The sequence below is a fragment of the Cryptosporangium minutisporangium genome, from assembly GCF_039536245.1.
Taxonomy (GTDB): domain Bacteria; phylum Actinomycetota; class Actinomycetes; order Mycobacteriales; family Cryptosporangiaceae; genus Cryptosporangium; species Cryptosporangium minutisporangium.
Genome location: NZ_BAAAYN010000064.1, coordinates 39,849 through 62,432, shown reverse-complemented (window position 1 = coordinate 62,432; position 22,584 = coordinate 39,849). Strand labels below are relative to the sequence as shown.

Sequence of the window (22,584 nt, the reverse complement as noted above, 5' to 3'; positions counted from 1 at the left end):
CCGGCACGCCCGGTTCGCTACGCGCTGCCGATCGTGCTCTCAGTGCAGACGGCGCCGATTAACGTGCGATGACAGCCGGAATAAACTCATGTCGCAGCCTGCGATGTCTCACTATCGAACGATTCCCGCGCTTCCTCCGCTTCCGCGGCGGATGCGCCCCCCCGTTCGGCGGGCAGAAAGGCCCGACCGGTCCAGTCGGACCCGGCACCTCGCCGGGCGGGGCAGAGGTAGGCTCGATTGCCTTTCACGCCCGGCCCACGACCCACGACCCCGAGCTGTGGGGGACAGCCTGTGACCACTACCTCGCCCACTCGCACGCCCGCGCCGCGGGGGCGGCCACGCGACCCCGCACTGGAAGATCGGGTGTTCCGCGCCGCGATCGATCTGTTCGGCAAGAAAGGGTGGGCCGGCTTCACCATCGACGGAGTCGCGCGCGCCGCCGGAGTCGGCAAAGCGTCGCTGTACCTGCGGTGGGACAGCAAACAGCAACTGCTGTTCGACGCGCTGGCCGCCCGGGCCTCGGTGGACGTCTCGGTCGACACCGGCGACATCCGGTCGGACCTGCGGCACCTCGGTGGCCAGTTGCTCGGGATGTTCTGGGCCGACGGTGGCATCACGTACATGCGGCTGGTCGTCGAGGGCGCGGTCCACGAGGAGTTCGCCGAGCACCGCGACCGGGTCACGCACCCGACCGTGCTGGCCGCGCGGCAGATCGTCCATCGTGCGACCGCCCGCGGCGAACTACCGCCCGGAACGTCTCCAGCCCTGGTGCTCGACGCGATCCTGGGCGCGACGATCATGCACGTCGCCGTGACGCCTGCCGAGTTGCGCGACGTCGCCCGCGAGCGCAGCGACCAGTACCTCGATCAGCTCGTCGACCTGATCCTGGCCGGCGTCCGAGGCGTCGCGAAGGAGAGCGGCGACCACTGACCGCGGTCGGCGCGCCGCTCACCCTCCCTCGACACCCGGACCGACGGACGCTAGCCGCGGGCGTCTCGCGGGGGGCCACCGTCTGCTTCCGGCGGGCCGTAGCGTCCGGCGCGGCCGTCGGCAGGCAGCAGCACCTGCGTGCATCGGCTGGTCGCCAGCAGGACGCCGTCCGCGTCGTGCAGCTCCGCCGCGCAGAAGACGACCCGCCGGGTCCGCCGGATCACCTCACCGGTCCCCCGTAACAGCCCCGGCCGGGAGCTGCGCAGGAACTCCACCCGCAGGTCGGCGGTGAGGAACGCCTGGTCCCGGTCGAGGACGGTCCAGCACGCCCCACCCATCGCGGCGTCCAGCAGCGCGGTGACCAGGCCACCCTGGACGATCGGGCCGCCTGCGGACGGGAAGCAGTAGTCGACCGTGGCGTCCCACTCGACCACGCTGCGCCCCGGCGACCAGCCGACCCGCCGGTACCCCAGCGTCCGCCAGAGGTGCGGCCCGGCGCTGCCCCGGTTCTCCCACTCGTCGCCGTCGGCGTACCGCTCCCCGGCCGGGATCCCCCGCTCGGACACGAGCTGTTCGTCGGTCATGTGCTCCTCCGTCGCGCTTCTCTGCGGTGGCCAAACGTCGCGGCTCAGTCGCCTGGAGCCGCACCGAGCGGCGAGGCTGCGATCCGCGACCCGAGATCGAGCACGAACCGGTCCCAGCTCCGCCGCGGGTCCCGTCCGGTGAGTTCCCGGACCCGCCGGAGGCGGTAACGCAGGCTCTGCGGGTGCAGGCCGACCCGCGCGGCCGCGGTCGTCGCCGAGCCGGCGGCCAGGAACGCGTCCAGACCCTGGCGGACGTGTTCCTGGCCGGGGTCGAGCAGCGCGCCGAGCAACTGCCGTGCCATCGCTTCCGGCCCGGCGGGCGGACGCCCGGCGAGCAGCGCCAGCGCGTGCCCGTCGGACTCGCCCAGCAGCGGACCACCCTCGTAAGCGTCCTCCGGTGCGAGGTCCAGCGCGAGCGATGCGAGGCGATGGGCGTCCACGAGCGTGTCCGGACGCGGCGGCCGGATCGCGCAGCCCCGGCAGCCGTGCTCGGCGAGGGCGGCGCGCACGGCGTCCTCGTCGCGGGACGGGAGGAGGAGAACGGCTCGGTGGCCACGGGCAGTGACCAGCGGCCCGGCGTCGGGGTCGATCGTTCCGCCGTCTGGGCAGAGCGCTCCGGCCAGATCCTGGCCGAGTCGTAACGCCGGCGCGACGGCCGGTGCGGGTGCTGTTCCGCGGCTCCCCCGCCGGTCCGCGGGCTCCGCGACCAGCAACAGGGGCGGGCTGGGCAGCGTGATGCCGAGCGCGCGGGATCGGTCGGCCGCCGCGCCCGGGTGCGCCTGGCGTCCGACCAGGAGGTCGTCGAGGAAGTCGCGGAGTGCGCGGTCACGGTCGGTGGTCAGCCGCTCGGCGGAGGCGCTGTACCCCTCGTAGATGGCCTCGGTCAGCTGGTCGAAGCTGGTCAGCCAGAGCCGGGTGAACGCGATCGTGTCCGGCACGGTCAGCATGGGCTCGACCAGCTGGACGATCTGGTCGATCGCCGTGTTCGCCGCCACCCGGTACGCCCGCAGGACGCTCGGCAACGGCCGTCCGTCGGCGGCTCTGGCGGCCCCGATGCCGCGAACCCGAGCCAGATCTTCGACGCCCAGCTCGGCGCCCTCGACCCAGGAGTCCAGAATGCGGCGCAAGATCCAGAGCGCGATCGCCCGCACCTCGGCCAGCTGCCGGACGTCGAGAGCCCGGTAGGCCGGAATCTCGGCGACGATCCGCTCGACCACGAGGTCGCCGATCGTGTCCTCGGCGTCGAGTACCGCTCGCCGGACACTGTTCCGCCCCATGGGGCCACCCCAGCAGCTTTGTCAGCGTGTGACAAGGCTCTTGCGGTGGGGCTGAAGAAGAGTCTTGTCCGATCCGTGCCGCTGCTCGAAGGTCGGGGCCCACGGGGTGGTGCCCGAGCCGCCGTCCGGACAACCGGAACGTGCGACCGGGGTGCGGTCTTCGTGGCAGCGTCCGCGCTACGTGGTCGGCGCGGGCGTGATCGCGACCGGGATGCCGGCACCACCCCGTCGGCGGCCCCGGCCGCTGCCGCCGTCACCGAGCGCGGAGCGCGCTCGGCCTAGGCGGCAGCGGCGGGGATCAGGTCTGCGAGGTCGTCGACGAGCGCCGTGCACTCGGCGAGCAGCGTCCGCGGCACGCGAATCGAGTGCGTCAGACCCGCGCGGGCCACCTGGGCGCCCAGGTGCACGCTCAACCAGTCGAGGACGACGATCAGGTGCGCACGCAGGTCCGCCAGCAGGACGTCGAGCTCGGTCACCTCCGCGGCGAGCACCGCACGGCTGGTCCACCGGCCGGGGTTGGTGGAGACGCCGGCCAGCCAGGCGCCGGCCCGCTGACCGGCGTCCGCAGCCCCGACCACCGCTCGGTGGTCCGGCGGCACAGCGGCACTGATCCGCAGCAGGCTGTAGGCGGCGCGGGCGGCGAGCGCCTGGCGCGCTTCGTGCAGGCGCAGCAACTCGTCCAGGTCACCGGGCATGGACGATCCTGACAACTCCGCGGACATGCGGCTCCTCGACAACGGACGGGATCCCGTCCCGGCGATGAGCCGGTTCGGGCGATTTCAGCACGATTGCCCTGTCGGCGGGCGAACGGTCGGCTGAAGGGCGGAGCAGGGTCGCACCCTAGCCGCACCCGGCGCCGGGCGCGGGTCGGCGGGCCCGGCCGCGCGGCGACCGGCAAACTGAGGCGGTGATCCCCCGAACCGGGGAAGACGGGATCTGCGAGGAGGCAGCCAGCGTGGAGGTCGTGACGGCCGTCGAGCACGAGGCATTGCAACGTGCGGCCGCCGGCGGACTGTACGAGGCGGGCGTGGTCAGCGGCGACCGGATCGCGGTGTTCGCGCAACCCACCAGCGGGGTGCTCGCGGTTGTCCTCGGCGCCCTCCGACGCGGCGTCATCCCGGTGATGCTCGACCCGGGACTGCCCGCGGCCGAGCGCGCCGAACTGCTGGCCGACTGCCGGCCGGTACTGACCGTGGACGGTCCGGAGGCCGTCGACGCGCTGCTCACCGGCCCGTCGCTGACGCTCGCGCCGGCACCGCTCGGCCGCCCGATGCACTACACGTCCGGGACGAGCGGCCGTCGGAAGGGCGTCTGGTCCGGCGTCCTGACTCCTGACGACGCCGACGCGCTGCTCGCCGAGGAGGTCGAACTTTGGCGGTTCGACGCCGCCGACCGGCATCTCGTGCTCTCGCCGCTCTACCACTCGGCACCGCTGCGATTCGCCGCCGGGACGCTGCTCTCCGGCGGCACCGTCCTGCTGCCGGGCAAGTTCGAGCCGACGGTGGCGCTCGCGGTGATCTCCGAGCACCGACCGACGACGACGTTCTGCGTCCCTACCCAGCTGCGGCGGTTGCTGGCGACCGGACCGCTGCCGTCGCTGAGCTCGTTCCGGCTGCTCGCCCACGCCGGCGAGCCGTGCCCGGCGCCGCTGAAGGAGCGGGTCGTCGAGGCGTTCGGCGACGAGGTCGTCGCGGAGTTCTACGGATCGACCGAGGGACAGTTCACGGTCTGCCCGGCGACCGAGTGGCGGTCACGCCCCGGCACCGTCGGCCGGGCCCGGCCGCATCGGCAACTGTCGGTGGACGCGGACGGGGTGGTGTGGTGTGCGGTGCCGGGTTATGCCCGGTTCGCCTACTGGGACGCACCCGAGAAGACCGCCGACGCCTGGCGCGGTGACGCGTTCAGCGTCGGGGACATCGGCCGGTTGGACGCCGACGGTTACCTCTACCTGGAGGGGCGCCGGGACGACCTGGTGATCACCGGCGGCGTCAACGTCTACCCGCGGGAGGTCGAGCGGGTGCTCGACCGGTGCCCGGGCGTGGAGGAGATCGCCGTCTTCGGTGTGGAAGACGAGCACTGGGGCCAGCGGTTGTGCGCGGCGGTGGTGGGCAGCGCGAGCGCGGATGAGCTCCAGGCTTTCGCCGCGGCCGAGTTGCCCCCGGCGCGGCGTCCCAAGGAGTACCACTCCGTACCCGAGATGCCCCGAACCGGAACCGGCAAGATCCGCCGCCTGGATCTCCCCACCGCCCTGGGCCTCCGCTGAGGTGTGTGCGTTCCGGCAGCCTCTGACCGGCCGGAACGCACACAACCTCAGGATCAGGCGTCGGCGGGCTTCGGGTCGGCGCTCTGGATTACCTCGAACTCGAGCAGCGAGGAACCCGACGCGACGGGGCGGGCGCGCTCGCCGGAGTGTGCCTCCATCGCCGGGCCCTTGACCCACGCCTGGAAGTGCTCCTCGCTCTCCCACCGGGTGTAGACGAAGTAGCGGGTCTCCCCCGCCACCGGGCGCAGCAGCTCGAACCCGAGGAATCCCGGCGAGCCCTCGACGGCACCGTGCCGGGCGGCGAACCGCTTCTCCAGCTCGGGGCCTGCACCCTCGGGAACCTCGATCGCGTTGATCTTCACGACAGCCATGAAGGCGAGCCTAACTGCACCGCCTCGTTCGCTACCTCGCTGACGTGCGCGCTGACCACACGCCAGCCGACCGGGAGCCGAACCCAGGTCTGCGACTGACGCCCGGTCGCCGCCCCGGACGGGTAGGTGAACAGCGTGGTCACGACCGCGTAGTCGGCGCCGAACGTGGTGATGCGTGTGTCGGCGAGCGTCCGCCCGGCCGGTACCGGCGGCTGCTCCGCTCGCCACGCGCGCACCTCGTCGGCACCGTTCTGCCGATCAGCGATGCCGAACCGCACCGTCTCCGCGGCGTCCCAGAACCAGCCGAGGATCGCGTCCCGATCGTCGCGCCGCAGCGCCTCCTCATAGGAGGCGAACGCCGCGCGGACCTCGGCGACGATCTCCGGTCGGTCGATCTGCATTCTTCCTCCTGAACGCGACGGCTCCGCCGCCCAGCGGGGCGGCGGAGCCGGTGGACCTCACTTCTCGGCGGTCGTGACCTTCTCGTCGGCGAGCTTCTCGTCGGCGGGCACCGTCCGGGGCGCGGGCATCACATCAGCGGCGGGGACGAGCGTTCCAGCCGGCTCCTCGCCCGGCTGGACGGCCGCCCCGCCACCGTGCAGGCGGTCGAGCGCGATCTCCTCGGCGTCCGGTACCCGGGGCGCCGGCCGGCTCGCCGCGAACGCCGCGCAGACCACCGCGACGAACAGGTAGCCGAGCGCCACCTGCCCGTTCATGTTCCAGCCGACCTCCGGCGCGTGGATCAGCCCGACGAACGAGAGCACCGCGCCGACCACGGCCACCACCGTGGCCCTGATGAACTTCTTGTCGATCAGGAAGACGACCAGCGCTCCGAGCACCATGCCGGCCAGCACCGCACCCTGCCCGAGCGTGGTCAGACCGCCGTAGACGACCCCGGCGTTCGCCAGCGCGTCCTCCCCGACGGCCGCCGCGGTCGTACCAGCTGCGGCGAGCGCGTTGTCCATCTGCCCCGTGGCCCAGGACGCGATGTTCGGGATCAGCGCCGCGACCACCGCCGCCGCATGCGCGCGTGGCGTCGCTTGGAAGGCTTGAGCACCGATCAGCAGACCGATGTAGAGCAGGATCGGAACGATCGCCGCGGTCGGCAGCACGGCGCCGAGCAGCGAGAACATACCCAGGAAACAGAGGATCGCGATGACGACGCCGGCCGCCAACGAGTAGCCGGCCCGGCCACCGGCCGCTTTCCACCCCGGGTGCCCGACGTAGACCGCCGGCGGGAACGGGGAGCCGAGCGCGGCGCCGATCACCGCACCGGCACCATCGGCCAGCAGGATGCTGCGCAGGTTGTAGTTGTCGCCGGCGGTGGCCGCGCTCTCGACGTTCGTCATGCCCTCGGTGAAGTTGTAGACGCCGAGCGGGATCGCCGTAGCCAGAAGTGGCCCGACCTCTCTCAGCCCGTCGAACAGCTCACCGAAGTGGAAGTTCGGGACCGCGAACGCGATGTCCTCGGCTGCGGCGCTCACGTCCGGGACGGACATCGCGCCGCCGATCCAGCCGATCGCGGTACCGAGCACCAGCGCCGCCAGCCCGATCGGGATGTTCCCCGGCAGCTTGAGGTCGGTGAACAGCCCGACGAGCAGCAGCGCGAACACGGGCAGCGCGATCCAGGCCTGGGCCCACATCTGCCCGGCCGGCCGCATCGAGATGAACGTGATCGAGATACCCGCGAGCGTGCCGAGCATCGCGGCCCGGGGCGTCCACCGCCGGATGTACGGACCGACGAACGCTCCGATCAGCACGATGACGCCGATGATGAAGGCCCAGGCCAGACCGGCTTGCCAGGCCTGGAGCGGGTCTTTCGTCTCCAGGTAGATCGGCAGCATGATCAGGAACACCACGATGAACATGTGCGGGACGCTCGGCCCGTACGGCATCGCGGTGACGTCGCTGCGGTTCTCCCGCGCCGCCAGCTTCCGCGCGAGGTAGGTGTAGTAGGCGTTGCCGACGACGAGCGCGATGCCCAGCGCCGGCAGGATCGAGCCGAAGACGTCGTCCTTCGGGATGTGCACGACGAACAGACACAGACCGGACAGCGTCAACACGTTGACCAGGACGTTGATGCCCAGGCCGAAGAACGCGTTGGTGTCGCCACGGACCCAGAGCGGAAGTGTGCTCGTTCCGGATCTGCCGGGCAGGCTCAGCTTGACCATCGGACTCCCCTTACGACGCGCTCTGGCTGAGGACTGAGGTGGTGGGTGACCCCTCGCCGGCCGACGCGGCCAGCGCGTCGAGCACTGTCGATGAGGGTGTGACCCAGCCGAAGATGCCGCCCTGGGCGGCGATCATCTCCAGCGCGATCCGGTGGAACTCCGGGAAGTACGAGCCGACGCAGTCGGAGAGCACCAGGCACTCGTACCCGCGGTCGTTGGCCTCGCGGACCGTGGTGTGCACGCACACCTCGGTGGTCACCCCGGCCACGACCAGGCTGGTGATCCCGGCGCGCTGCAACAGGTCACCGAACTCGGTGGCGTAGAACGCTCCCTTGCCGGGTTTGTCGACGACCGCCTCGCCCGGCAGCGGCCGGAGTTCGTCGACGATGTCCTGGCCCTCTTCGCCGACGACGAGGATGCGCCCCCTGGGCCCCTCGTCGCCGATCCGGAGCGTGGGGTTGCCGCGGTTCCGCTTGGCGTCCGGCAGGTCGGAGAGGTCGGGCCGGTGGCCTTCGCGAGTATGGACGATCGTCATCCCGGCGGCGCGGAACGCCGTCAGGGTCGCGGCGGTCGGCTCGATCGTCGACCGGAGCAGGCTGACGTCGTTGCCGAGCGTCTCCCCGAAGCCGCCGGGCTCCATGAAGTCGCGCTGCATGTCGATGACGACGAGCGCGGTCGTCGCCGGGTCGAACGTGAACGGGTACGGGCGGGCATCGACGGACAGGACTGTCATCGGCGTATCGCCTTCCGACGGGGTTGGCGTCCGGTCAGTGAGGTGCGGGAACGGGCTCGGGAGCTGCGGCGGCGACCGGGATCGAGGTGGCCGCGATGACGTCGCCGGACGTGCTGACGCAGCCGAAGACGCCGCCCTGCATCGTCACCATGTGCAGCGCCGCGGCGTGGTTGCCGGGATCGGTGGCGCCGGTGCAGTCGGAGAGGATCACGCACTCGTAGCCACGGTCGTTGGCCTCGCGCATCGTGGTGTGCACGCAGACGTCGGTGGTGATGCCGGTGAGGACGAGGTGCGTGATGCCGTGCGTCCGCAACACCAGATCGAGGTTCGTGGCGTAGAACGCACCCTTGCCCGGTTTGTCGATCACTACTTCACCCGCGACCGGCGCGACCTCCGGGACGATCTCCCAGCCCGGCTCGCCCTTGACGAGGATCCGCCCGCAGGGGCCCGGCGCGCCGATCTCCGCGCCTATCCGCGCCGACCGCCAGCGCTTGTTCGGCGGGAGGTCGGAGAGTTCCGCGTCGTGCCCCTCTCTGGTGTGGATGACCAGCATCCCTAGCGCCCGGGCGTGGGCGAGCAGCCGCGCGGTGGCGGGTAGGCCGGCCCGGGTCAGGGTGATGTCGTAGCCCATGGTCTCGACGTAGCCGCCGGGGCCGCAGAAGTCGGTCTGCCAGTCGATACAGATCAGCGCGGCGCGGTCGACCGGTACCGCGCCGTCGTACGGCCACGAGTAGGGCTCTGCGCGAACGGGCCCGATGCGGGCCGGCCCGGGTGTTCCCATGACTCTTCCTCTCCAGCGCGCGGTCCACCGCGGCGGTCGGGGCGATCGGCCTGCCCGGCAAGCGACCGAACGGCGGGCGCCCAGCGAGACCCACGGTCGGTTGTCGGCTCCGGCCGCCACGCGGGACCGTGGCGCAGCATCTGGGGCCGCTGCTCGTCGGATTGCATACAGTCGATTGTCGAGCGAACTTTTACCGACGACGCTCAGCTGTGTTACGTCTCGATGACAGAGATCCCTACCGGCCGCGCCACCTCGACCGCGTGGCGCCGCGCTCATTTACGCCAAATCCGTCTCCACGAGCGCCCTGAAGGCCAATTCGACGTAAATGAGCGCGAAGGCGCCGGAGCGCAGCCGGGCGCCAGCTAGCTGATGTACTGGCGGGCGCCGTGCGCGGCCAGCTCCGACAGCACGGTCTCCGGGTCGCGGCCGGCGACCGCGTCGTACAGACGTTGGTGCCGCAGGACGTTGTGGGTGCCGTGTCCGGTATCGGCCTCGCGCCGCAGGTTGATCGCCATGTAGAGCTGCGTCTTCACCAGCACCGACTCGTGCACCCACGCCAGCTGGCGATTGCTCGCCAGCGCCACCAGCGCGACGTGGAACCGCCGGTGCGCCTCCGCCATCGCGAACCGGTCACCGACTTCGTCGGCGGCTCGCATCGCGTCCAACTCGGCGTGCAGCGCGACGAGCCGCCGCGGATCGTCGATCGGGAACGCCTGCTCGACGGCGTACCGCTCCAGCAGATCCCGCACCCCGTAGAGCTGCTGCAGGTCGGCGTCGGTCAGCGTCGCCACCCGAGCCCCCCGGCGCGGGAAGTGGTCGACCAGGCCTTGCTGCGCGAGCAGCCGGAGCGCCTCCCGCAGGGGCGCGCGGCTGATCCCGAAGCGCCGAGTGAGTTGCTCCTCGACGAGCCTTTCGCCCGGTTCCGTACCGCCGCTCAGGATGTCCGCACGCAGCCTCGCGACCGCCAGGTCGACCAGGCTCGGGGTTTCCAGCGCGCCCGTGTCGGAGGGCGCGGCGACGTTCTCCACCCCGTTGAGTCTGCCAGCAGTGTCCCTGCACGCCGTGGAGCGGCCCGACGCGCGCGCCGGTGACGCCCTCCGGGTGACCCACCGAACGGCGGACTCCGCCCCGACCGGACAGACAAATCCGCGCCCCGCCCGGTCAACCTTCGGCCGACCGTCGAAACGACGGCACTGTTGGCGAGCGAACGTTCCGGACGTCGCCGCCACGATCGCCGGTTCGGGGCCGTGCCAGCAATCTGAAGCGAACTAGCCGACGACATTCGCGGAGGACCGGGCCATGAACATCTCTCTGGACACCAGCACCGACCGGCGCTGCCCCTGCGACCGGTTCGACGCGTCGGCGCGGCCCGCGCCGGGTGGGTGCGTCGGTCGTCCAGGGCCCGGCCAGGTAGACCTACCGGCGCCGGCCGCGCGCACCGCGCTCTGACCTCACCCTCGCAATGCGACAGTGCAGCTCAGCCGGTCCACGGGGACAGTGTCGGGGTTCTGACTCCACCCCCTGGACCGGCCACTTGTCCGGTTACGCCGACCTGGACCGCGTGATAACTTTCTCCGGATTCATGGTCCAGTCACAGGCGCCGGCTACCGCCGAACATCGACGCTCATCGTCACACCTCCGAGTGGAGGAACTCCTCATGCGTCTGCCTCGTCTCCGGCTGACCGCAGCGGTTCTTGCTGTTTGCGTCTCGGCCCTCACGCTCGGTATCGCCACCCCGGCCCAGGCCCACAAGCACCCGACGCCGGTCGAGCTGATCTCTCCGGCCGTGGTTCGGATCATGACCTACGGCAAGGTCAGCATCTCGCTGATCGAGCACAACTTCCAAGGGCCGTCCGGTAACGACATCTCGCTCGTGCAGCGCTCCTACCAGCCGATGCTGGGTACCGGCAGCGGCTTCGTGGTCAACCCGAGCGGCACGATCGTCACGTCACCCGCCGTGACCGGCGTCGACCTCAACCGGGCCGCGATCTTCGCGGTGAACAAGATCTTCAACGAGCGCTACGGCGACGGCGCCCCGATGCCGGCCGATCCGTACAGCAAGGCCAAGCCCTCGGCGAACACCGGCGACGTCGTCAGCAAGCGGCTGCAGCGCTGCTACCAGGGCAACACCACCGACGAGAGCGGCGGCTGCGTGATCTTCACGCAGGCCGTGGTCACCGTGCAGCCGTACGTCGCCGACCAGAAGCAGTTCGGCGACCTGCCTGCCCAGGTCGTGTACCCGACCGGCGGCCAGAAGTCCGACGTGGCGGTGCTGAAGATCGGCGCGAGCAGCATGCCGTCGGTGGTGCTCGGCACCTCGTCGGACAACGTGGAAGCGGTCAGCACCCTCGGCTTCATGAACACGCCGACGGACGAGAAGTCGCTCAAGCCGATCCAGGTGCACTTCACCAAGAAGGGCAGTGGCGTCGTCCGGCCCAACGACGACTACCTGGCCGAGCTCAAGCGCGGGCTGCCCGCCGGCCTGCTCGGCGGTCCGGTCGTCTCCGAGAAGGGGCAGGTCGTCGGCTTCCTCAGTCCGTCTGGCAACGACATCAAGCTGGTCGGGCCGGAGCAGGTCACCGAGGCGCTGGCCGCCGTGGACGTGAAGGCCGAGCGCGGCCCCACCGACCTCACGTACGAGAACGCCCTGCACAACTACAACAACGGCCTCTACAGCGCGGCGGTGCCGAACCTGACGCAGGTGCTCAAGCTCTACCCGGGCCACCTGCTGGCCACGGAGAAGCTCGCGATCGCCAAGCAGCGTCAGGGAACGTCGGCCGACAAGGGCACCGACGGCGCCACCGACACCTCCGGCTTCGGCAGCGACGAGCAGAGCTCCGGCGAGTCCGACGGCCCCGGCAACATCCTGCTCTGGGGCGGTCTCGGCGCGATCCTCGTGCTGGTACTGCTACTCGGTGCCGTGCTGCTGCGGGGACGCGGCGGCAAGGGTGGCTCCGGGGCCGGCGCACCGCCGATCGACCCCAACCTGATGCCCGGCTACGGCCAGCCAGGCGTCCAGGTGCCGCTGGGCGCGCCGTATCCCGGGGCCGTCGGGTCGCCGGCCAGCGCGCCGCCCGCCGGCTGGCCGACGTCGGCACCGCCCGGCTGGGTCGACCCGCGTGTCTCCGGTGGCGCCTACCCGGCTCAGAACCCCTACCCGGGGGTGCCGAGCTACAGCGAGACTCCGTACGGTGCGCCGTCGTCGGGCGTCCCCTACGCCGATCCGAACTCCGAGGCGCAGACCGTCCTCCGGCTGTCGCCGTCGACGCCCCCGCCCCTACCGGGGCAGCAGAGCGACCCGTCGGGCGCCACGGTCGTGGCCGGTGACTCGTCGAGCGGCGCACCCGGTGCCGAGGGCGCACCGGCCAGCGTGCTCGCCCGCCAGGGCGAGGGCACCGGCTCCACCGGTGACGCCGCCGGCAGCTGTGACCAATGTGGGCAGCCGCTCCAGCCGGGGCAGCAGTTCTGCGGTTACTGCGGGAACCGGGTGCACTGAGACGTGTCGAACCGAACCGGTGGTCAGCGATGAACGATCCAGTCGAGTCCGCGCGCCTGGACGGGCTTCGCGCTGCGGGCTACGAACTGCAGTCGCTGATCGGGCGCGGTGGGATGGCGTACGTCTACCGCGCGGAGGACACCCGGCTGGGCCGCATCGTCGCGGTGAAGGTGCTGGCGCCGGAACTCGCCCAGAACGACGAGTTCCGGCAGCGGTTCCTCCGCGAGTCGCGTCTGGCGGCCTCCCTCGATCACCCGAACATCATCCCGATCTACGAGGCCGGCGAGGCCGACGGTCACCTCTACCTCGCCATGCGTTACGTGGAGGGCGCCGACCTCAAGGTCGTGCTCAAGCGACGCGGGACGCTCACCGTCGACGAGACGATGGCACTCTTCGGTCAGGTGGGCGCTGCGCTGGACGCCGCCCACCAGGCCGGTCTCGTGCACCGCGACGTAAAGCCGGCCAACATCCTGGTCTCGGCCGCGACCACGCCGGTCGGGCGCGACCACGTGTACCTGAGCGACTTCGGCCTGACCAAGCGGGCGTCGTCGCTGACCGGCGTCACCGCCACCGGCATCGTCGTCGGGACGATGGACTACGTCGCGCCGGAGCAGATCGGCGGCAAGCCGGTCGACGCCCGCACCGACGTGTACGCGCTGGGCTGCGTCGTGTACCAGGCGCTGACCGGCAAGGTCCCGTTCATCCGGGACGACGACGCCGCGCTGCTCTGGGCGCACCTGATGGAGATGCCGACGCCGGTCAGCTCCGTGCGTCCGGAGATCCCGACCGCCGTCGACCAGGTGATCGCGACCGCGATGGCCAAGGGTCCGGAGGGCCGCTTCTCGTCCTGCGGCGAGTTCATCACCGCGCTGGGCGCGGCGTTCGGCGGCCAGCAGGTCACGCTGCCGGCCAGCGCGGCCGACGGCACCGGCGTCAGCCCCAGCAGCGCGCCGCCGTCCGGCCGTCCCACGGACACCCCGCCGACGCCGCACTCCCCGACGTCGGCGCCGCCTGGTCCGCAGCCGCCGGTCACCCAGGGAACGCAGGGGCCGGTCACCCAGGGTCCGCCGGTGCCGGGCTGGTCGGCGCCGCCGTCCACCGGTGCCACCGAGCAACCGCACGGCACACCGCTGCCGGCGGCCCAACACCAGCAGGCCGCCCAACATCAGCAGGGCGTCCAGCACCAGGGCGTCCAGCACCAGGGCGTCCAGCAGCCGGGTGTCCCGTACCCGGGCTCCCAGTACCCAGGTGCCCAGTACCCGGGGTCGGAGTACTCGCCGGCCAGCGCCCCACCGCACGGCACGTATCCGAACCAGTACTCGCCGACGCAGTTCCCGCCCAGCGGCTACCCCCAGTCGGCACCGCCGCAGCCACAGTCGGCACCGCCGAACCAGCAGATGCCGCACCCGTACTCGGCACCGCCGCACCCCGGGTCGGCCCCGCCGTTCCCGTACTCGTCACCACCCCACTCGGGCTCGGCTCCGCCGTACCCGTACTCCGCACCGCCCAGCCAGGCGACGCCGCCCACACCCGGTTCCGGGCGCGGGCGGAAACTGCTGATCGGAGGGCTCGCCGGAGCGCTGGTGGTGGTGATCGCGCTCGTGCTGCTCCTCGTCGTCAAGCCGTTCGAGGAGGGAACGAAACACTTCGACGCGACGACGACGCTGCCGGTGTCCTTCGACTACCCGGAGAGCTGGGACCGCGTCGGCACCGGCACGAACCTCACGTTCTCGCCGCACGCCGACGAGGCCTCCGCGCTGTTCACCTCGCCCGGCACGAGCGCGGGCTGGACCCAGCTCCGCAGTGCGCTGAGCGACGACCCGGACTCGGTGGTCGGCGTGTATTCGCTGCTGAGCACCACTCCGTTCGCGGACACCCCGGAGGAGCGCAAGAACTCGCTGATCAACCAGCTACCGACCGCGCCCACGCTGAGCGGACAGGAAGACACGGTCGTCGACGGCCGGGACGCGACCCGGCACGACGGCTGGCTACGCGCGGACGACGGCGACGGCGAACTTCGCATCCGCTGCTTCGTCGTGAACGATCCGGCAGGCGCCGAGAACGTGGTGCTCGTTTTCTTCGCATCCGAGGGCGCGTGGAGCAAGAACGAGGCCAAGTTCAAAGCTCTGCTCGACTCGGTGAAGTTCGGATCTTAAGGGGAGTCGCGGTCGATGGAGTGGTCCACGCTGTCCATGATCAGCGACAAAGAGCGGCGTGAGCTGCTGGCCGTCGCCCGACGCCGGAAGTTCCGCCGCAACGAGGTGCTCTTCCACGAGGGCGACCCGGCGAACTCGCTACACCTGATCGAGTCCGGCCACGTCAGCGTCCGGGTGACGACCGGGGCCGGGGACAGCGTGACGCTGGCCGTCCTCGGGCCCGGCGAGACCGTCGGCGAGCTGGCCCTGCTCGAGGCCGATCCGCACAAGGCGGTGCGGTCGGCGACGGTGACCGCGTTGGAGGGGTGCGAGACGCTGTCACTGCAGCGCGACCGCTTCGACGCGCTGCGTCAGCAGTACCCGCGAGTCGATCGGGTACTGGCCGAGCTGCTGGCGAACGAGGTCCGACGGCTCAACGGCCGGCTGCTGGAGTTCCTGTACCTACCGGCGGACAAACGTGTGCTCCGGCGCCTCGCGACGCTGGCCCGCGCGTACGACGACGGGCGCACCCGGCCGGTCGCGGTACCGCTGACCCAGGAGGTCATCGCCAGCCTCGCCGGTACCTCGCGCCCCACGACGAACCAGGCGTTACGCGCCGTGGAGGAGGCCGGCATCATCGCGATCGGACGTTCGAAGATCGAGATCCTCAACCCGGCGGCACTCGTCCGTAAGGCCCGGTGAGCGGCCCCTCGGGCCCGCAGGCCGACCACCAACCGACCGTTCGCTTCTCCGCGCGTGACACACCGGCCGCCGAGCCGGACACGAGAACCACTCAGGCCACGCGGTTCACGTCGCTGGGAGCCGATGCGCTCCACGGTGCCGACACCGCCCGTCGGCTGCGGTTCGGCCCACACCCAGCGCCCCGGTCCCTCGTCACCACGGACACGGCTCGTGAGCTTCCCCACGGAGTCAGGTCCCCGTCAGTCCGGGTAGGCCAGGAGGCGACGGACGCCTACGCTACCTCCGTGCCGACCGTGCTCAGGTGCTCGAACTGCGGCGAGGAGAACAACCCGCCGCAGGCTCGGTTCTGCTTTTCCTGCGGAAACGCGCTCACCTCCGACGACACCCGGGAACTACGCAAGACGATCACGGTTGTCTTCACCGACGTCGTCGGCTCCAGCGGGCTGGGCGAGCGCCTCGACCCCGAGGTGCTGCGCCGGATGATGACCCGTTACTACGAGCACGCGACAGCGATCCACGTGAAGCACGGCGGACGCGTCCAGAAGTTCATCGGCGACGCGGTGATGGCGGTGTTCGGGCTGCCGAACGCCCGCGAGGACGACGCGCTGCGTGCCGTCCGCGCCGCCGCGGAGCTGCACGCGTCGCTGGAGGACCTCAACCGGACGCTGGAGCGGGACTGGCAGGTCACGCTGAACCTGCGCACCGGCGTCAACACCGGTGAGGTGGTCATCGGCGCGGCGTTCCTCGGCCAAGACATCACGCTGGGCGACGTCGTCAACGTGGCGGCCCGGCTGGAGACCGCGGCCGACCCCGGCACCGTGCTGATCGGGGACGCGACCTACAAGCTGTCACGGGACGCCGTCAAGGCCGAGATGCTGCCGCCGATGACGGTCCGCGGCCGGGGCGTCCCGGTGGACGCCTGGCGGCTGCTCGCGGTCAAGCCGGGCGCCTCCGGCCACGCCCGCCGGCTGGACGCCCCGATCGTCGGGCGGACCCAGGAGCTGGCCCTCCTGGAGCAGCTGTTCGAGCGCACCGTGGCGGAACGCACCGTCCGGACCGTCACCGTGCTGGGCTCGGGCGGAGCCGGGAAGTCCCGGCTGCTGTACGAGCTGCTCAGCAAGGTCGGCGACCGGGCGACCGTGCTGCGTGGCCAGTGCCTGAGCTACGGCGACGGGTTGACCTACTGGCCGCTCGCCGAGGTGGTTCGCCAAGCGGCAGGCGTGGGTCCGGAGGAGGACATCGCCGCGGTACGCCGCAAACTCTCGACGCTGCTCCCGGGCGACGACCGGACGGTCACCGCGCTCGCCGGGCTGCTCGGCGAGCCGACCACCCCGGCAGATCCGGCGGCGCAGACCGTCCCGACCGGCAGCGTCGAGGAATTGCCGGAGGCGATGTACCGCTTCGCCTCCGCGCTCGCGGCCCGGCGTCCGCTGGTGCTGGTGCTGGACGACCTGCACTGGGCCGAGCCGGCGCTCCTCGACCTGATCCTCCGGCTCGCCGAGTGGCTACGGGACAGCCCGGTGCTGATCTGCTGCCTGTCCCGGCCGGAGTTGCTGGAGGCGCGTCCGGAGTGGAGCGGCGGCACCAACACGTGGACGCTGATGCTCGAACCGCTCGCCGCGGCCGAGTCGGCGGCGCTGCTGGACAACCTGCTCGACGGTGCCGTGGGCGCCGAGGAGGTCCGCGCCCGGATCGTCGAGGCGGCCGAGGGCAACCCGCTCTACATCGAAGAGCTGGTCGGCATGTTGCTCGACGACGGTCTGCTCGACCGGGTCGACGGGCGCTGGACGCTGACCGCCGAGATCAACCGGCTGGCGGTGCCGCCGAGCGTCGCCGCGCTGCTCGCCGCCCGCCTGGACGGCCTGTCGAAGGACGAGCGGAGCGTGCTGGAGCGCGCCAGCGTCGTCGGCGACGTCTTCTACCGCAACGGCGTCGCCGCACTCACCCCGCCGGAGCAGCGACGTGACGTCACCGGCGCGCTGCTGTCGCTGGTACGCAAGGAGTTGCTCCGCCCGGAAGGCTCCGTGCTGCACGGCGAGAGCGCACTGCGCTTCCGCCACCAGCTGATGCGGGACGCCGCCTACAACTCGCTGTCGAAGCGGGAACGCGCGCACCTGCACGAGGCCGCCGGACGGTGGATGGAGGAGACACTCGCCGGTCGGCTGCCCGAGTTGGAGGAGATCGTCGGCTACCACCTGGAGCAGGCCGCCCGGTACCGCACCGGTATCGGCCCGGCCGACCCCGAGACGCAGGAACTCTCCCGCCGCGCCGCCGAGCACCTCGGGCGGGCCGGGCGCCGGGCGTTCGCGCGGCGGGACATGCCGGCCGCGATCACGCTGCTCCGGCGGGCGACCGCACTGCTGCCCGCCGAGCACCCTGGCCGGGTCGGTCTGCTGCCCCAGTTCGCTGCCGCGCTGGTTGAGCGCGGCGAGTTCACCCGCGCGGCCGATCTGCTGACCGAGGCCGCGACGGCGGCCGACCGGACCGGCGACACGGAGCTCCGCGCGGAGGCCGAGAAGGTCCGGTCGGTGCTGCGGCTGCTCTCCGGGCCCTCGGCCGACGACCAGGCCGCCGCACCGGCGCGCACCGATGACCGCCAGCCGCTGCCCGACCTGACGACCACCGTCGAGCTGGGTGGCGCCGGTGGTGGATCGGTCGCGGCCAGCTGGACGCTGCTCCGCGACGTCCGGTGGCTGCCGCGTTCGGTGAACAACGCCGACCGCGCGCGGACCGACGCGGACGCCAGCGGCGCCGGGTCCGGTGCCGACGGACGGCGGCAGGCGATCGCGAAGGCGTTCGCGCTCGCCGCCGTGCTCGGGGACGCACCGGTGGAGCCGACGATCGCCCAGTACCGGGCCGAGCTGACCAAGGTCTCGACCAACCGCACCGCCGAGGTGCGGTTGCGCGGGGCGCTGGCCGGGTTGTCCGCGATGGCCGGTCGCTTCGACGACGCCCGCGAGCACCTGGTCGCCGCCCAGGCGATCACCGACCGGCTGGGCCTGCGGGTCCGTGCGGTCTCGCTCGCCTACCTCGGCGGCTACGTCGAGATGCTGGCCGGTGACCCGGCGGCCGCAGCCGCGAAGCTGCACGCCGGCGCCGAGGAGTGCGCGGAGATGGGCGAGCGGTACGTGCTGTCGAACCTGCTCGCGCTGCTCGCGCAGGCCCGGTACTCCCAGGGCGTGCTCGCCGAGTCGGCACAGCTGGCCAGTGACGCCGAGCGCGCCGCCCCGAGCGACGAGGTCGTCGCGCAGGCCACCGCGCGGGCCGCCCGCGGAAAGGCGCTGGCCCGGCTGGGCCGGGTGGAGCAGGCGGTGACCGCGGCCAGGTCGGCGGTGAACGCGGTCCGGGGCACCGGGCTGTCCACGGTGGAGGCGGACGCCCTGCTCGACCTGGCGGAGGTGCTGGAGCTCTTGGGAGATCCGATCGGTGCGCGGATGACGGCGTCCGAGGCGCTGGACCGGTACGAACGCAAGGGCAACGTGATCGCCGGAGCGCGGGCGCGCTCGGTCGTGCTGCGGCTGGGTGGGTGAGCGGATGGCGCAGCTCGTCGAGGTCCGCGAGAGCGGACTCGCGGCACGAACGGCGGTCATCGACGGTGTCGTGGAGGTGGGCCGGGACGCGTCCGGCATCCTGCTCTCCGACCCGGAGACGTCCCGTCGGCACGCCGCGCTCACCAGCGTCGAAGACTTCCTGACCGTCCGCGACCTCGGAAGTACGAACGGGACCACGGTCAACGGCGTCGCGATCCAGGCGGAGACGCTGCTGGAGCCGGGCGACGTCGTCGGGCTCGGCGACGTCCGGATCGCGGTGATCGGACCGCTGGACGAGGCGCCGACGGACACGGGTTTGCCCGGCGCGCCCGCCGAGGCGCCTCCCGGAGGTGGCGGCGCACCGGCGCTCGGAAGCGCACGGGTGGCCGGTCCGCAACCCGGCGCGGGAGCCGCCGGAGCGGCGAGCGCGCCGCGGGACGAGCCGGCGGACCGTGGAGCAGCCGCGCCCGCGGCCGGGCGTGCGCAGGTGCCCGCGCCGGTCCAGCCTGCGGTCGGTTCCGCCGCGGTCGGCTCGTTCTCCCCGAAGCCTCCGGCGCTGGGTTCGGCGCAGGTGCCGGTGGCCGGGCGTGCGGTGGTCACTCCTCCCCCGGACAGCTCCCCGCGCTACGACGGGGCGGCTGCCGAGGGGTCCGCGTTCCAGACCGGTCAGCCGCTGCTGCCGGTCCGGCCCGCGCTCGAGGAGATGGTCGCCAAGGAGACCGACGCCGCGGTCCTGCGGTACCGGCCGGGCAGTGCGGGTGAGGCGGCCGCGAACGGCTACGCCGCCGCGGTCAAGCGCGCCCGCAAGCGACTGGCCGGCCTCGGCTCCGAGCCCTGGGGCGTGAAGCCGCAGATCTGCCTGGTCGACCCGTTCCCGGACCCGGACGACCCGGGCATGATCCTGACGTCCGGCACGGTCGTCGACGCCGCCCGCGGTGAGATCTTCGTGGTCGTCACCGCTGAATCGCCGCCGGAGCCGCCGGAGCGCCCGCTCGCGCTGTTCTTCGGCGCCGCGCTGCCTGCCGCCCGCGACGTCGAGCTGCTGATCGAGGGCTACGGCCTGCATCTGTGCGGCGTGCCGTCGGCCGACGCCTACCTCGCCGACATCGATGAGGAGCACGGCCTGCCGCCGCTGGTCCGGGCCGAGGGCGAGCTGCGGACGCTGATGGCGCTGTCGTTCGTCCGGTTCCTGCTGGAGCGGGGCAGCGAGGCCGACCTCCTGAAGGTCTTCACCACGTCCCGCCCCGGCCAGACCGACCTGACCGTGCAGGAGGTCTACGGCACCGGGCTCGCCGGTCTGGAGGAGCAGTGGCTCCGCACGCTGGAGGGCGAGGAGGAGAAGGTCCGGATCACCGCGTTCCTGCGGCTGGCCGGGCGCTACATCCGGCCGTACCTCCGGCGCGAGATCGAGATCGGCTTCTACCTGCTGCTCGAGCTCGGCTTCGTCGCGGTGTTCCCGTTCGCGTTCTCCCGGCTGGTCAACGAGCTCACCCAGGGCACCGCCGACTTCGACACCGTCATCCGCATCGTCGGTCTGCTCGCCGCCACGTTCGCGGTGGGCCTGCTGGCCGAGTTGCGGCGCAACTACGTCTCGGCGTTCGTCAGCTCGTCGATCGTCCGCGAATTACGCACCCAGATGTTCAGCGGGCTGCAGTCGCTGTCGGCCCGCTGGTACTCGGCACGGAAACAGGGCGACATCCTGTCCCGGCTGCTGTCCGACGTCGGCCAACTGGAGCAGGGGCTGTCGAACACCGTCCGGGACGGCCTGTTCCAGACGCTGACGCTGATCGTGTCCGCCGGGGTCCTGCTCACCCTGAACTGGATCCTCGGGCTGATCGTGCTCACCGGCGCGCCGATCGTCGCGTTCATCTACCGGCGCTTGGACGGGCCGGCGCTCAAACGCAGCAAAGCGGTGCAGGAGAACGTCGGCGGGCTGGTCTCGGTAGCGGCCGAGAGCTACCAGGCGCACGCGGTGGTCCAGGCCTTCGGTCTGGAGAACGAGGAGCGGCGCCGGTTCAAGCGGCAGTCCGACCGGTTGTTCACCCGCCAACTGTCGCTCCAGCTCTTCAGCGGCCTGTTCGACCTCTCGGTGGACGCCGTGGTCACGACGTTGCGGCTGGTCACGCTCCTGGTCGGCAGCTACCTCGTGATCGAGGGAAACCTGTCCGTCGGTGCGTTCGTCGCGGCGATCACCCAGATCTCGACAGTGGTCGGCCCGGTGACCGCGCTGACCGGGATCGGGCAGCAGATCCAGACGTCGACCGGTGCGCTGCAGCGGGTCAACGAGATCCTCGGCGCGAAGCCGGACATCGACGACCACCCGCAGGCCACTCCGCTGCCGCCGCTGCGGCGGGAGATCCGCCTGGCGGACCTCTCGTTCTCCTACGACGGCGACCGGCCCACGCTGCGCGGCATCGACGTCACGATTCCGGCGGGCACGAAGGTCGCGTTCGTCGGCCCCACCGGCGCCGGGAAGTCTTCGACGCTGCAGCTGATGATGCGCTTCTACGACCCGGACCGAGGCGCGGTGCTCTTCGACGGCCGCGACATCCGGGGGGCCACGCTCGCCTCGCTGCGCGGTCAGCTCGGCGTCGTGTTCCAGGAGACGTTCCTGTTCGACGGGACGCTGCGCGACAACATCGGCCTGGGGCGGCTTGGCGCCTCACCGGAGGAGATCGAGAAGGCGGCGCGCGCCGCTCAGCTGCACGAATACATCACGACGCTGCCTCGGGGCTACGACACCCCCGTCGGCGAGCGCGGCGTGCGGCTGTCCGGCGGGCAGCGGCAGCGGCTCGCGCTGGCCAGGGCGCTGCTGCGCGATCCGGCGGTGCTCCTGCTCGACGAGGCGACGTCCGCGCTCGACCCCCGCACCGAGCGGCTGGTCGCCGAGACGCTGGAGTCGGTGAGCAGCGGCCGGACGTTGATCGCGGTGACGCACCGGTTGACGTCGATCGTCGACTACGACCAGATCTACGTGCTCGAGAGCGGTCAGGTCGTCGAGCAGGGCCGGCACGACGAGTTGGTCGCGCTGGGCGGCGTCTACGCCGACCTGTGGGCCGAGCAGAACGGTCTGCCGCGGCCGTCGGAGACCTCCGGCGACATCGCGGATCCGGCGGGCGCGCTGGCTCAGGTCCCGTTCTTCGCGGGTCTGGACGCCGCCGGGCTGCGCGTCGCGGCCGAGACGCTCCGGGAGATTCGGCTGGAGCGCGGGGACGCGCTGCCTGCGCGGAGCGGACAGCTCGCGGTCGTGGTGCGGGGGCAGGGCCGGGTGTTCGCCCCGGACCCGGCCGGCCGCTCGGTGCAGGTCGCCGAGCTCGGGCCGGGCCAGGTGTTCGGCTTGGGTGCGCTGCTCGGTGACGACACCGCTGCGGAGCTGCACGCCGATCGGCGGATGGAGCTGGGGATCCTCACCGAGCAGGCGCTCTACCACCTGGCGACGCAGCTCCCGCCGGTGGCGGCGGCCCTGAACGCGCGCCGAGCCCCGTCCGCGCCCCTGGGCGGCGAGCGCCTCTCCCAGGTGAGGATGCTGCCCCCAGAACTCCGCCGCCTACCCCCCGCGTCCTAAGGCTTTGCATGTACTACGGCGCTGGAGCCCGCTCAGGGCGGCGCTG

17 protein-coding genes are annotated in these 22,584 nt (G+C 71.9%); 8 read left to right on the top strand and 9 right to left on the bottom strand.

Annotation, left to right across the window (positions count from 1 at the left end):
- The first annotated feature begins 291 nt into the window (after window positions 1-291).
- A complete protein-coding gene (locus tag ABEB28_RS38595; protein ID WP_345733261.1) occupies window positions 292-930 on the top strand; it encodes a TetR/AcrR family transcriptional regulator in 639 nt (212 codons plus the stop codon).
- A 50-nt stretch (window positions 931-980) separates the two neighbouring features.
- Here ABEB28_RS38595 and ABEB28_RS38590 read toward each other — a convergent pair whose 3' ends face one another.
- From ABEB28_RS38590 to ABEB28_RS38580, 3 genes are all read right to left on the bottom strand, one after another.
- Complete coding sequence (locus tag ABEB28_RS38590; protein ID WP_345733260.1) at window positions 981-1,514, bottom strand: PaaI family thioesterase; 534 nt, start codon at window positions 1,512-1,514, stop codon at window positions 981-983.
- Between the two features lie 44 nt (window positions 1,515-1,558).
- Window positions 1,559-2,791 (bottom strand): RsbRD N-terminal domain-containing protein, encoded by a 1,233-nt coding sequence (locus tag ABEB28_RS38585; RefSeq protein WP_345733259.1) that lies wholly within the window; start codon window positions 2,789-2,791, stop codon window positions 1,559-1,561.
- Between the two features lie 278 nt (window positions 2,792-3,069).
- The gene (locus ABEB28_RS38580; protein WP_345733258.1) at window positions 3,070-3,486 is read right to left on the bottom strand and encodes a hypothetical protein; all 417 of its coding nucleotides are present in this window, start codon (window positions 3,484-3,486) and stop codon (window positions 3,070-3,072) included.
- A 212-nt stretch (window positions 3,487-3,698) separates the two neighbouring features.
- Here ABEB28_RS38580 and ABEB28_RS38575 point away from each other — a divergent pair, with 212 nt between their 5' ends.
- Window positions 3,699-5,054: a class I adenylate-forming enzyme family protein gene (locus tag ABEB28_RS38575; RefSeq protein WP_345733257.1), complete on the top strand. Its 1,356-nt coding sequence runs from the start codon at window positions 3,699-3,701 to the stop codon at window positions 5,052-5,054.
- Between the two features lie 53 nt (window positions 5,055-5,107).
- On the opposite strand, the gene ABEB28_RS38570 is transcribed toward ABEB28_RS38575, so the two are convergent.
- From ABEB28_RS38570 to ABEB28_RS38545, 6 genes are all read right to left on the bottom strand, one after another.
- Window positions 5,108-5,425, bottom strand: a complete 318-nt coding sequence (locus tag ABEB28_RS38570) for an antibiotic biosynthesis monooxygenase family protein (protein WP_345733256.1) — start codon at window positions 5,423-5,425, stop codon at window positions 5,108-5,110.
- Window positions 5,413-5,826: an oxalurate catabolism protein HpxZ gene (hpxZ, locus tag ABEB28_RS38565; RefSeq protein WP_345733255.1), complete on the bottom strand. Its 414-nt coding sequence runs from the start codon at window positions 5,824-5,826 to the stop codon at window positions 5,413-5,415. Before hpxZ ends, ABEB28_RS38570 begins: the two co-directional genes overlap by 13 nt.
- 57 nt (window positions 5,827-5,883) lie before the next feature.
- Complete coding sequence (locus tag ABEB28_RS38560; RefSeq protein WP_345733254.1) at window positions 5,884-7,596, bottom strand: regulator; 1,713 nt, start codon at window positions 7,594-7,596, stop codon at window positions 5,884-5,886.
- Between the two features lie 10 nt (window positions 7,597-7,606).
- Entirely contained in the window at window positions 7,607-8,329 is a 723-nt protein-coding gene (locus tag ABEB28_RS38555) for a cysteine hydrolase family protein (RefSeq protein WP_345733253.1), read from the bottom strand.
- Between the two features lie 34 nt (window positions 8,330-8,363).
- The gene (gene biuH, locus ABEB28_RS38550; RefSeq protein ID WP_345733252.1) at window positions 8,364-9,110 is read right to left on the bottom strand and encodes a biuret amidohydrolase; all 747 of its coding nucleotides are present in this window, start codon (window positions 9,108-9,110) and stop codon (window positions 8,364-8,366) included.
- Window positions 9,111-9,472: 362 nt separating this feature from the next.
- Window positions 9,473-10,138 carry a GntR family transcriptional regulator gene (locus ABEB28_RS38545; protein ID WP_345733251.1) on the bottom strand — a complete coding sequence of 222 codons (666 nt, stop codon included), beginning with the start codon at window positions 10,136-10,138 and terminating at the stop codon, window positions 9,473-9,475.
- Between the two features lie 271 nt (window positions 10,139-10,409).
- Between ABEB28_RS38545 and ABEB28_RS38540 the strand changes: the two genes are divergently transcribed.
- From ABEB28_RS38540 to ABEB28_RS38515, 6 genes are all read left to right on the top strand, one after another.
- Complete coding sequence (locus ABEB28_RS38540) at window positions 10,410-10,559, top strand: hypothetical protein (protein ID WP_345733250.1); 150 nt, start codon at window positions 10,410-10,412, stop codon at window positions 10,557-10,559.
- A gap of 208 nt (window positions 10,560-10,767) precedes the next feature.
- Window positions 10,768-12,606 (top strand): hypothetical protein, encoded by a 1,839-nt coding sequence (locus tag ABEB28_RS38535; RefSeq protein ID WP_345733249.1) that lies wholly within the window; start codon window positions 10,768-10,770, stop codon window positions 12,604-12,606.
- Window positions 12,607-12,635: 29 nt separating this feature from the next.
- On the top strand, window positions 12,636-14,762 hold the full coding sequence (locus tag ABEB28_RS38530; RefSeq protein ID WP_345733248.1) for a serine/threonine-protein kinase: 2,127 nt from the start codon (window positions 12,636-12,638) through the stop codon (window positions 14,760-14,762).
- Between the two features lie 15 nt (window positions 14,763-14,777).
- Window positions 14,778-15,443 (top strand): Crp/Fnr family transcriptional regulator, encoded by a 666-nt coding sequence (locus ABEB28_RS38525; RefSeq protein ID WP_345733247.1) that lies wholly within the window; start codon window positions 14,778-14,780, stop codon window positions 15,441-15,443.
- Window positions 15,444-15,727: 284 nt separating this feature from the next.
- Window positions 15,728-18,973: an AAA family ATPase gene (locus ABEB28_RS38520; protein ID WP_345733246.1), complete on the top strand. Its 3,246-nt coding sequence runs from the start codon at window positions 15,728-15,730 to the stop codon at window positions 18,971-18,973.
- 4 nt (window positions 18,974-18,977) lie between these two features.
- Entirely contained in the window at window positions 18,978-22,538 is a 3,561-nt protein-coding gene (locus ABEB28_RS38515; RefSeq protein ID WP_345733245.1) for an ABC transporter transmembrane domain-containing protein, read from the top strand.
- Window positions 22,539-22,584 lie beyond the last annotated feature (46 nt).

Excerpts from the sequence above, each read along its gene's own strand:
- ABEB28_RS38590 (WP_345733260.1), bottom strand. The coding sequence starts at position 1,514 with ATGACCGACGAACAGCTCGTGTCCGAGCGGGGGATCCCGGCCGGGGAG.
- ABEB28_RS38585 (WP_345733259.1), bottom strand. The coding sequence starts at position 2,791 with ATGGGGCGGAACAGTGTCCGGCGAGCGGTACTCGACGCCGAGGACACG.
- ABEB28_RS38580 (WP_345733258.1), bottom strand. The coding sequence starts at position 3,486 with ATGCCCGGTGACCTGGACGAGTTGCTGCGCCTGCACGAAGCGCGCCAG.
- ABEB28_RS38570 (WP_345733256.1), bottom strand. The coding sequence starts at position 5,425 with ATGGCTGTCGTGAAGATCAACGCGATCGAGGTTCCCGAGGGTGCAGGC.
- hpxZ (WP_345733255.1), bottom strand. The coding sequence starts at position 5,826 with ATGCAGATCGACCGACCGGAGATCGTCGCCGAGGTCCGCGCGGCGTTC.
- ABEB28_RS38560 (WP_345733254.1), bottom strand. The coding sequence starts at position 7,596 with ATGGTCAAGCTGAGCCTGCCCGGCAGATCCGGAACGAGCACACTTCCG.
- ABEB28_RS38555 (WP_345733253.1), bottom strand. The coding sequence starts at position 8,329 with ATGACAGTCCTGTCCGTCGATGCCCGCCCGTACCCGTTCACGTTCGAC.
- biuH (WP_345733252.1), bottom strand. The coding sequence starts at position 9,110 with ATGGGAACACCCGGGCCGGCCCGCATCGGGCCCGTTCGCGCAGAGCCC.
- ABEB28_RS38540 (WP_345733250.1), top strand. The coding sequence starts at position 10,410 with ATGAACATCTCTCTGGACACCAGCACCGACCGGCGCTGCCCCTGCGAC.
- ABEB28_RS38535 (WP_345733249.1), top strand. The coding sequence starts at position 10,768 with ATGCGTCTGCCTCGTCTCCGGCTGACCGCAGCGGTTCTTGCTGTTTGC.
- ABEB28_RS38530 (WP_345733248.1), top strand. The coding sequence starts at position 12,636 with ATGAACGATCCAGTCGAGTCCGCGCGCCTGGACGGGCTTCGCGCTGCG.
- ABEB28_RS38525 (WP_345733247.1), top strand. The coding sequence starts at position 14,778 with ATGGAGTGGTCCACGCTGTCCATGATCAGCGACAAAGAGCGGCGTGAG.
- ABEB28_RS38515 (WP_345733245.1), top strand. The coding sequence starts at position 18,978 with ATGGCGCAGCTCGTCGAGGTCCGCGAGAGCGGACTCGCGGCACGAACG.